Source organism: Nonomuraea sp. SBT364 (genome assembly GCF_001083785.1).
Lineage (GTDB): Bacteria > Actinomycetota > Actinomycetes > Streptosporangiales > Streptosporangiaceae > Nonomuraea.
Genome location: NZ_LAVL01000252.1, coordinates 1 through 9,178, shown reverse-complemented (window position 1 = coordinate 9,178; position 9,178 = coordinate 1). Strand labels below are relative to the sequence as shown.

General features: G+C 72.8%; 8 protein-coding genes. 2 read left to right on the top strand and 6 right to left on the bottom strand.

Going from position 1 to position 9,178, the window contains the following annotated elements:
- Nucleotides 1-379 precede the first annotated feature (379 nt).
- Nucleotides 380-1,090 (top strand): DUF4352 domain-containing protein, encoded by a 711-nt coding sequence (locus ADY59_RS45140; RefSeq protein WP_049576847.1) that lies wholly within the window; start codon nt 380-382, stop codon nt 1,088-1,090.
- Nucleotides 1,091-1,130: 40 nt separating this feature from the next.
- On the opposite strand, the gene ADY59_RS45135 is transcribed toward ADY59_RS45140, so the two are convergent.
- The 6 genes from ADY59_RS45135 to ADY59_RS45110 all read right to left on the bottom strand — a co-directional run bounded on the left by ADY59_RS45135 (nt 1,131) and on the right by ADY59_RS45110 (nt 7,583).
- Nucleotides 1,131-1,694 carry a hypothetical protein gene (locus ADY59_RS45135; protein ID WP_049576844.1) on the bottom strand — a complete coding sequence of 188 codons (564 nt, stop codon included), beginning with the start codon at nt 1,692-1,694 and terminating at the stop codon, nt 1,131-1,133.
- Between the two features lie 42 nt (nt 1,695-1,736).
- Nucleotides 1,737-3,008, bottom strand: coding sequence for a hypothetical protein (locus ADY59_RS45130; protein WP_049576842.1), 1,272 nt, complete (start codon nt 3,006-3,008; stop codon nt 1,737-1,739).
- A gap of 36 nt (nt 3,009-3,044) precedes the next feature.
- Nucleotides 3,045-4,088 (bottom strand): trypsin-like serine peptidase, encoded by a 1,044-nt coding sequence (locus ADY59_RS45125; protein WP_156326135.1) that lies wholly within the window; start codon nt 4,086-4,088, stop codon nt 3,045-3,047.
- 137 nt (nt 4,089-4,225) lie between these two features.
- The gene (locus tag ADY59_RS45120; RefSeq protein ID WP_049576840.1) at nt 4,226-5,095 is read right to left on the bottom strand and encodes a PfkB family carbohydrate kinase; all 870 of its coding nucleotides are present in this window, start codon (nt 5,093-5,095) and stop codon (nt 4,226-4,228) included.
- The gene (locus ADY59_RS45115) at nt 5,092-6,117 is read right to left on the bottom strand and encodes a LacI family DNA-binding transcriptional regulator (RefSeq protein WP_049576839.1); all 1,026 of its coding nucleotides are present in this window, start codon (nt 6,115-6,117) and stop codon (nt 5,092-5,094) included. The genes ADY59_RS45120 and ADY59_RS45115 overlap by 4 nt, the downstream gene beginning before the upstream one ends.
- Nucleotides 6,118-6,122: 5 nt before the next feature.
- Nucleotides 6,123-7,583 carry a glycoside hydrolase family 13 protein gene (locus tag ADY59_RS45110; RefSeq protein ID WP_049576838.1) on the bottom strand — a complete coding sequence of 487 codons (1,461 nt, stop codon included), beginning with the start codon at nt 7,581-7,583 and terminating at the stop codon, nt 6,123-6,125.
- Between the two features lie 230 nt (nt 7,584-7,813).
- Here ADY59_RS45110 and ADY59_RS45105 point away from each other — a divergent pair, with 230 nt between their 5' ends.
- On the top strand, nt 7,814-9,100 hold the full coding sequence (locus ADY59_RS45105) for an ABC transporter ATP-binding protein (protein ID WP_049576837.1): 1,287 nt from the start codon (nt 7,814-7,816) through the stop codon (nt 9,098-9,100).
- The last annotated feature ends 78 nt before the right edge of the window (nt 9,101-9,178 follow it).

Below are 9,178 nucleotides of genomic sequence, written 5' to 3'. Positions count from 1 at the left end.
CCCCTCACACGGCCCGCAACCGTCGCATGGCGCCCCCGGCCCACAGCCCTCGCAGCGCGCGGCCGGGCCGAAGCCCCCGCAGGGCGCCCCCGGCGCACAGCCCTCGCAGGGGCCGCCCGGGCCGCAACCGCCGCAGGGCCCCGCCGGGCCGCAACCGTCGCAGCAGGGCGCGGCCGGTCCGCACGGGTCTCAGGCGCCCGCGCCCGGGCCGCAGCCGGGGCCGCCGTCGTCGCGGCATGGCGCGGCCCCGCCGCCCGGTCACGCGCCCGCGCGCGGGCACGGGCCGCATCCGGAGCGCACAGGGCCCGTTCCCACACCGCCCGCCGAGCGCTCGGGCCCCACGCCCATGCCACCCGCCGAGCGCTCAGGCCCGACACCCATGCCGCCCGCCGAGCGCTCGGGCCCGACGCGCATGCCGCATCCGGAGCGGACCGGTCCGGTTCCCGGGCCGCCGCGCGCCGATCGGACGCGGCAGGGGCCGGTGCCGCACGCCGAGCGCACCGGGCCGGTGCCGTCGTCGCTGCCGCACCCGGAGCGGACCGGCCCGATGCCGATGTCGCCGCACCGCACCGGCCAGGGCCCGCTGCCGCCGCGCCCCCGGCCCCAGGCCGCCCGGCCGGGCCGGAGCGTGTTCACCGGCTGCATGACCGCCCTGGTGATCACCCTGGTGCTCATCGCGGTGCTGGTCACGGTGCTCATCTGGATGTCACGCGGCCCGGCCGTCGGCGAGGACGGCGAGCCGGTGCACGACGGCAAGCTGAGCTTCGCCGTGACCTCCGCCGCATGCCCCGAGCCCGGCAAGTCGGCCAAGCGCCGCACCTGCCGCGTCGCGCTGAAGGTCGGCAACATCGGCCAGGACGCCCGCGTCCTCTACCCGGCCCAGCAGAAGCTCCTCGACAGCGACGAGACCGCGCACGACGGCACCGGCCTGCTCGACAAGGAGGGCGCCGAGATCACCCCGATCAGCATCGCCCCCGGCAAGTCGTTCACCGGCACCCTGGTGTTCGAGCTGCCCCGCGACACCGAGCCCGCCGGGCTGGAACTGCACGACTCGGCCCTGAGCAGCGGCGTGCGGATCAGCCTAGGCTGAGAGCTGCCGTAGCGCCGGGTCCGGGCGAGGGCTCGGACGCTCAGCCCCCGGCCGGCGGGGGGAAGGGTGGCAGCGGGCGACCGTGGCGCACCAGCAGGGTCAGCGGCCGGATCGGCTCCTGCTCACCCACCGCCCCCTCCGGGACCACGGGCCGGCCGGAGACGTCGAGGGTGTCGGGCCTCGGGTAACCCCAGGGCCGCCCGACCCTCTCATCCTGCCCGGACGCGCGTACGAACACCCGGCCCCGGACGTCGATGACAAGGTCCCCCGGCTGCCACCGCTCCGGCCAGGCCCCAGCCATACCAGGGACGCCGGGCCCAGAAGCGACAGGCCCGGGAGCGACGGGCCCGGGAGCGGGGGCACCGGTCCCGCCCTTCCTCCCGCCACCTCTCCCGGCGACGATCATGATCAGGCCCGGAACGAGGAAGATGACGGCGAGCATCATGCGTCCGCTCTGCTCGGCGGGACACTGGAAGTAGTCGTCGGGGAAAAACGCGCTTCCGCAGGTGTTGTCACCGTTGTGCGGAATGGGAAGCATGCCGATGATGAGCCCCACAACGGCCACGGCGATGCCCAGCGTGCGCAGTAAGCGCTCTCTGCTCATGTCCCTCCCAAAGGGGTCACGTGAGATGGAGTCTCCTGCCGCTCAGCCCCCCTGGCAAGGTCGGAGAACGACTTCCTGACCGGCGTCCGGGCGGCGGTGCACCAGGTCGCCGAGCATCCGCAGGAAGAGGCCGCCGTGGTCGTAGCGCGAGTGGTCGCCGGGCAGCCGGCCGGTCGTCCGGGTGATACCTGCGGCGCGCAGATCGGCCGCGATGCGCTTGCCGAGCAGCCCGGCGGCGAGCCGCCCTCGGCGGTGCGGGGTGACGGAGTACGCGGTGAAGGCGCAAACGTCCGGAGCCGGCTGCTGAAGCTGCAGTTCGACGGTGCCGAGCACCTCCTGGGCGGGCGGACGCCGGTGAAACGACCCGTGGGGGCCCCAGACGCCGTCCTCCTCCCACGGTTCGGCGAGCCGCACGAACGGGCGGCCGTCGGCGCCGGCCACGGCGACGTAGCGGACGCGGTTGTCCGCGCAGGTCGTGAGCCGGGTGTGCGGTCGCGCGCACGCCGGGTCCCAGTGGGCGGCGTACCACATCAGCGAGCCGGCCAGATCGGGGTGAGCTCCCGCCCACCGGTCGTCGAACAGCAACCACTGACCGTAGGTGTCGTCCACGCCGGAGAGGAACAACTGCGCCACGTGCTCGCCCACGTGGACGACGGTGCGTTCGCGGTGCAGGGAGGGCGAGGGCGGGAAGGTGGCCGTCAGCCGGAGCGCGGCGTCGTGTGAGCCCTGGTGGCCGTCGAACTCCGGTTCGCGGAAATCGGGCCAGTCGTTGCAGCGCTCCAGCGCCGCCCCGATGCCAATCTCTCCCGGCGCGACCAAGGCGCGCAGCACCATCAGCTCGCGCGGCCAGACGTCGCCGTCGGGGACGGTCTCGCGCAGCGCCGTGCCCAGCCCCGGCAGCCGCGCGCCGGGCAGGGCGTAGATGTGGTGCCGGCCGACGCTGTCGTGCTTGGCGACGCGGTCCATGAAGATCGCGTACACGGTGCCCTCGCCGGGGGACGGCGGCCCCAGGCGGATGACCGGGCAGGGCGGGACGAAGGGCGCGTCGCCGGACCCGCCGGGCAGCGGCCCGTCGTGGGCCGCGAACGCCCAGCGGCCCGGCTCGGTCTCGACGACGGTGTCGTCCAGCAGGTAATAGGACACCTCGTGCCGGATGCCGTTGGCCAGGCCGCGCAGGCTGCGGTCGTCGACGTTGCACTGGTGGGAGTCGGCGAGCCGGGACCTGGCGAGAGTGCGCAACTCGATCATGTCCGCCGGGGGCGGGCCGCCCTCTCGGACGACCCAGTGCAACCCGTGGACGTGCAGCGCCTCCACGGCGCCCGGGTCGGCGGATCAGGTACACGCCGATCCTTACCTGAGGATGGTGCCGGTCCATTGACGTGCGGCGATCCGGTAGACCTCGGCCGTCTGGAAGTCGAAGTACGGCGAGACCCCGGTGTCGTAACGCCCGTCGCCGTCGGTGTCGGAGACGCTGATCGTGACGCCGTTGAGGTAACCGGCGCGCTCGGCGGGGCTGTAGCGCTCCACCCAGGCGGAGCCGAGCGAGCCCTCGCCGGGGAACGGGGAGTCGACTCCGGCGGGGCTGTCGGCCGCGAGGTCGGAGAGCGTCATGGTGAACACCGGCCCGGTGGACCGTTCGAGGGTCTCGCCGGTGCGGGGCTCGGTGCCGTCGGGATGGGAGCCGGCCGGGTAGCCGAAGACGTCCCTCGGCCCGTCCAGCGGCTGGTTCCAGGAGAAGCCCTGCCCGCCGACGTTGTCGACCAGCCTTCCGGTGCTCGTCAGCGTGCCGTCGGAGGCTGCGACGACCCCGCTGTAGACGTTCACGAGGGCGAAGTCGCGGTCGTGGTCGGTGTAGGCGCCGAAGTCGTAGTGGGTGGAGACCTGCTTGCCGACGTACAGCCCCCACGGGGTCGCGCCGCCGGAGTGGCCGGGGACGAAGACCCACTTGTCGAAGGCCGCCCCGGAGCGCTGGAGGTCGTGCGCGCAGTGCCCCGCCGTGGCGACGAGGTTGCGGTAGACCGACTGCACGGCGGTGCCCGTGCACCAGTGCGGCAGGCCGTCGCCGCCGACGAAGAACACCTTGCCCGAGGTCGCGGGCTGCCCCGCCGGGGAGTCGGGGCCGGGCACGGGCGGGACGGTGCCGGGTTTGCCGTCCGGGACGGCCGGGCCGGACGAGCGCTGCCCGTGGACCACGGTCTGCACGCCGTAGGGCGTCGCGCTCCGCAGGTTGGCCGCGCCGCCTGCCAGCCAGAACGCCGCGGTCTCCCGGGCGATCGCCGTGGTGGCCGCCAGCTGGGTGGTCACGACGGCCGCGGCGCCGGCGGGCGCGGTGAGGGCGGTGGAGCCCAGCAGGGCCAGGCCGAGGCCGAGCGCGATCGTGGTGCGTCTCTTCAACGAGTTCCCCGTCCAGTCGAGGAGCGTCCGCACGGACGCCCCGATCGGCGTGGAGCCGGGGCTCGCATGATCGGCCCGGGCCGGCCACGAGCATGATCGTAACTTTCGCGGGGCCGTTCGGGAAGAGCTTTTCGAAGTTATGTTCGGATCCGCTCCAGCAGCACGGCTTCGGTGATCGGGGACTCGTGGGTGCCCGCTGTGGTGCAGGCGTGCGCTCCGGCGATCGCGCCGAGCCGTACGCGGGTGTCGAGCGGGAGGCCGCGCAGGGTCCCGTACAGGAAGCCGGAGACGAACGCGTCGCCGGCGCCGTTGCTGTCGGCGACCGGGCCGGGCAGCGGGGCGGCGGGGAAGGCGCGCAGGTCGCCGTCGCGCGTCAGGACGAGGCAGCCGTCGGCGCCCCGGGTGCACACGACCGTGTGGGCGCGGCCCTTCGCGATGATGCCGCGCATGGTGGCGGCCGGGTCGGGCAGCGCCGTCGCCGAGAGGAAGACCAGGTCGGAGTTGTGGGCGAAGTCCTCGTGGTAGGCGTTGACGCCGTCCCAGTCGTGCAGGTCGGTGGAGATGACCGTGCCCCGCAGGTCGGGGTAGACGTGGCGGCAGAAGTCGGTGATGGACACATGCGTGTGCCGGGCCGCGACGCCGGTGTAGAGGTGGCGCGGCAGGCGTTCGCCCGGCATGGCCTTGGGGTCGAACAGGGACGTGCGGCGGCCGTCGGGGCCGACCAGCAGGACGCTGCGGCGGGTGCCCGCCACGGCCGGGCCGAAGGCGCAGTCGACGCCGCGCAGCGCGTCGCGGACGAGTGCGCCCTGCGGGTCGTCGCCGATCAGGTCGGCGAAGGTGACGTCGAGGCCGAGCGCGGCGCAGCCCAGCGTCACGCCGGCGCCGGTGTTGCCGATGCGGTCGATCACCGGCGGCACGTGGTAGGTGTCGCGGTACGGCAGCGGCAGCTCCGGCACGTAGACCGTCGAGTCGACGCCGGCGCCGCCGAGGACCAGGACGTCCTTCATCGGTTGACCAGCGGGCCGGAGCCGGTGGAGCCGCGGACGACCAGCTCGGGCTGGAACATCAGCTCGACGTGCTTGGCCGGGGCGCCGTTGACCTCTTCGAGCAGCGTCTGCACCGCCGCCTGCGCCATCGCCATGATCGGCTTGCGCACGGTGGTGAGCGGCGGATCGGTGAAGGCGATCAGCGGCGAGTCGTCGAAGCCGACCACCGACACCTCCCCCGGCACCGACAGGCCCTTCTCACGGCAGGCGCGGATCGCGCCGAGCGCCATCAGGTCGCTGGCGCACACGATGCCGGTGCAGCCGAGCGCCAGCAGCTGGGCGCCCGCCGCCTGGCCGCCCTCGACGGAGAACAGCGAATGCGTGATGAGGTCGTCGGTCGCGGACGCGCCGAGCAGTTGCGCCATCGCCTGCCGGTAGCCCTCGATCTTGCGGATCACCGGCACGAAGCGGCGCGGCCCGAGCGCGAGCCCGATCCGCTCGTGGCCGAGGTCCACGAGGTGCTGGACGGCCAGCCGGGCGGCCATGCGGTCGTCGGGCGAGATGAACGGCGCGGCGATGTGCTCGCTGTAGCCGTCGACCAGCACGATCGGCAGCCCGCGGTCGGTGAGCCGGGTGTATCGGTCCATCCGGGCGGTGGTGTCGGCGTGCAGGCCGGAGACGAACACGATGCCGCTGACGCCCCGGTCGACCAGCAGCTCGGTGAACTCGTCCTCGGGCGCGCCGCCGGGCAGCTGGGTGCACAGCACCGGCGTGTAGCCGTGCTGGGTCAGCGCCTTCTCGATCGCCTGCGCGAACGCGGGGAAGATCGGGTTGTCCAGCTCGGGGGTCACCAGGCCGATCAGCCCGTTGCTGCGCTGGCGCAGGCGGGGCGGGCGTTCGTAGCCCATGAGGTCGAGCGCGGTCATGACGGCCTGCCGGGTGGCCGCGGAGACGCCGGGCTTGCCGTTGAGCACGCGGCTGACCGTGGCCTCGCTCACCCCGGCCTGGGCGGCGATGTCGGCTAGGCGAGCGGGACCGTTCATGGCTGCTACTTTACTTTCCACCACGCCGCCGAATCGGCCGCGCCGGGGACGTCCGAGGCGAGCAGCAGCTCGCCGCCGGCCCCGAAGTCGACGGGAGCGCCGGTCAGGTTGACCGTGCACAGCAGGTCCCCCCTGGAGAAGACGAGCGTGCCCTCGGGCGAGTCGTGCCACACCAGGTCGCCGGCGAACGATCGGCGCAGCCGCAGCGCCTGCCGGTAGAGCTCCAGCGTGGAGTCGTCCCGGCCCTGCTGGGCCTCGACGCTGAGCGCGGACCACGCCCCGGGGATGGGCAGCCACGGGTCGCGCCAGCCCAGCTCGCGGGTCCACGGCATCGGCACCCGGCAGCCGTCGCGGCCGCTGTCGGGGTCGCGCAGCCGCTGCGGGTCGCGCAGCAGCTCCTCGGGCAGGTCGAGCACCTCGGGCAGGCCGAGTTCGTCGCCCTGGTAGACGTAGGCGGAGCCGGGCAGCGCCAGCGAGAGCAGCGCGGCGGCGCGCGCCCTGGCCAGGCTGCCGTAGCGGGTGACGTGCCGCTTGACGTCGTGGTTGGACAGCACCCAGGTGGACGGCGCGCCCACGGAACCGGCCGAGGCCAGCGACGAGTCGATCACCTCGCGCAGCGCGCCGGCGTCCCACGGCGCGAACAGGAAGTGGAAGTTGAACGCCTGGTGCAGCTCGTCCGGCCGGACGTAGAGGGCCAGCCGCTCCGGCGTCGGCGCCCACGCCTCCGCCACGCCGACGCGCTCGCCCGGGTAGGAGTCGAGCACGCGCCGCCACGCGCGGTGGATCTCGTGCACGCCGTCGTTGTCGAAGTACGGGACCACGTCGTTGCCGATGAGCCGGGTCTGCCCCGTGTGACCGATGTCGGGCAGGCCGGGCGGCTTGACCATGCCGTGCGCCACGTCCACCCGGAAGCCGTCGACGCCCAGGTCGAGCCAGAAGCGCAGGATCGACTCGAACTCGGCGCGCACCTCCGGGTGCTCCCAGTTGAGGTCGGGCTGGGAGGAGTCGAACAGGTGCAGGTACCACTGGCCGTCCTCGACCTGGGTCCAGGCCGGGCCGCCGAAGATCGACTCCCAGTCGTTGGGCGCGTCGCGGAAGATGTAGCGGTCGCGGTGCCGCCCGCGCAGCGCCTCCTGGAACCAGGGGTGGGCCGAGGAGGTGTGGTTCGGCACGATGTCGACGATGATCCGAAGGTCGTGCCCGTGCGCCTCGTCGATCAGAGCCTTGGCGTCGGCCAGTGTCCCGAACAGCGGATCGACGTCGCGGTAGTCGGCCACGTCGTAGCCGAAATCGGCCATGGGCGACGGGTAGAAAGGGGTCAGCCAGATCGCGTCGACGCCGAGCCCGGCGAGGTACGGCAGGCGATCGCGGACGCCTATCAGGTCGCCCACCCCGTCACCGTCGCCATCGGCGAAACTGCGTACGTACACCTGATAGATCACGGCGTCGCGCCACCACGCGGTCATGGTTTACCCCCCGGAAGTTCCCGACCATTGAAAACCTTGCCGCAAGTTTACGCAAGCCCTTCCACCCTCAGTCATCCGGAAATATAGGTGTTCGGATGCACAAAACCCCCGACCGAAACCCCGGGGGGCGAGATCTTTTATGTCAAGGGTGGACACACGGCGTTAAGGCACGATGTACTACCTCTTCAATCAGCCCCGTCACAGGTGACACGTGCGCAAGGTGTGGGCCCATGAGCTCGGTCGTTCTCGACAAAGTGACCAAGGTGTATCCGGGCGACCACTTAGCGGTCGATCGCCTGAGCCTCAAGGCGGAGGACGGCGAGTTCCTCGTCCTCCTCGGCCCATCGGGTTGCGGCAAGTCCACCTTGTTACGCATGATCGCCGGGCTGGAGGAGATCACCGAGGGTGAGCTCTGGCTCGACGGCCAGATGGCCAACCACCTGGCGCCGCGCGACCGCGACGTGGCCATGGTGTTCCAGAACGGCGCCCTCTACCCGCACCGGACAGTACGCGGGAACATCGCCTTCCCCCTGGAGATCGCCAAGTCGGACCCGAACATGGTCCGCGAACGCGTCACCGAGCTGTCCAAGGCGCTGCACATCGACGAGACCCTGGACCGCAGGCCCGGCACCCTCTCGGGCGGCCAGCGCCAGCGCGTCGCGATGGGCCGGGCGATCGTCCGCCAGCCCAAGCTGTTCCTCATGGACGAGCCGCTGTCCAACCTGGACGCCGGCATGCGCACCGAGCTGCGCATGGAGATCTCCGCCCTGGTCAGATCCCTCGGCGTGACCACCATCTACGTGACCCACGACCAGGTCGAGGCGCTCACCCTGGCCGACCGGATCGCCATCCTGAACCGCGGCGTCCTGCAGGACGTCGGTACTCCGGCCCAGATTTACAACGATCCAGCAACGGCGTTCGTGGCCGCGTTCCTCAACTCGCAGCAGCTGAACCTGCTGGCAGCGACGGTGCGCACGCCGCAGAACCAGTACGTCATGCTCGACTTCGGGCCGCATCGGCTGACGATCCCGTGGAGCGATCCGCGCGCGTACGCCATCTCGCAGTACACCGGCGGGCAGGTGCTGGTGGGCATGCGGCCCGACGGGCTCGCGCCGGTGCCCGAGTCGTACGACGGGCCGTCCTTCTTCGGGCGGGTGCGTGCGCTGGAGTACCACGGGCACGAGTGGCTCGCCTACATCGAGTGCGGCGTGCCCGCCGTGCCGGTGCCCGAGCCCCCGGACCGCGCCGCCCTCCGCAACGGCCAGCGCACCGGCTCCGGCGGCATCGCCGGCCTCGTCCGCCGCCTGCTGCCGCAGCGCGCGGAGCCGGAGCAGCAGGAGCAGGAGCAGACCGGCCAGCACCCGGGCAGCGGCATCCACCGCCGCGCCGACCTCATCGTCCGCCTCGGCAACCGGCCGGTCTGGCGGGCCGGCGACGCCGCCAAGGTGGGCGTCGACCCCAACCGCCTGATGCTCTTCACCACCGAGGGCACCCGCATCGACAAACCCCGCCGCTGACCCCGCCGCGGCCCGCACGGGCACGCGGGGTCACGCGGGGTCACGCGGGGGCACGCGACGACACGGTCAGTCCGCGGG

Coding starts and splice junctions, on each gene's coding strand:
- ADY59_RS45140 (WP_049576847.1), top strand. CDS start 380: ATGCCGCCCGCCGAGCGCTCGGGCCCGACGCGCATGCCGCATCCGGAG.
- ADY59_RS45135 (WP_049576844.1), bottom strand. CDS start 1,694: ATGAGCAGAGAGCGCTTACTGCGCACGCTGGGCATCGCCGTGGCCGTT.
- ADY59_RS45120 (WP_049576840.1), bottom strand. CDS start 5,095: ATGAAGGACGTCCTGGTCCTCGGCGGCGCCGGCGTCGACTCGACGGTC.
- ADY59_RS45115 (WP_049576839.1), bottom strand. CDS start 6,117: ATGAACGGTCCCGCTCGCCTAGCCGACATCGCCGCCCAGGCCGGGGTG.
- ADY59_RS45110 (WP_049576838.1), bottom strand. CDS start 7,583: ATGACCGCGTGGTGGCGCGACGCCGTGATCTATCAGGTGTACGTACGC.
- ADY59_RS45105 (WP_049576837.1), top strand. CDS start 7,814: ATGAGCTCGGTCGTTCTCGACAAAGTGACCAAGGTGTATCCGGGCGAC.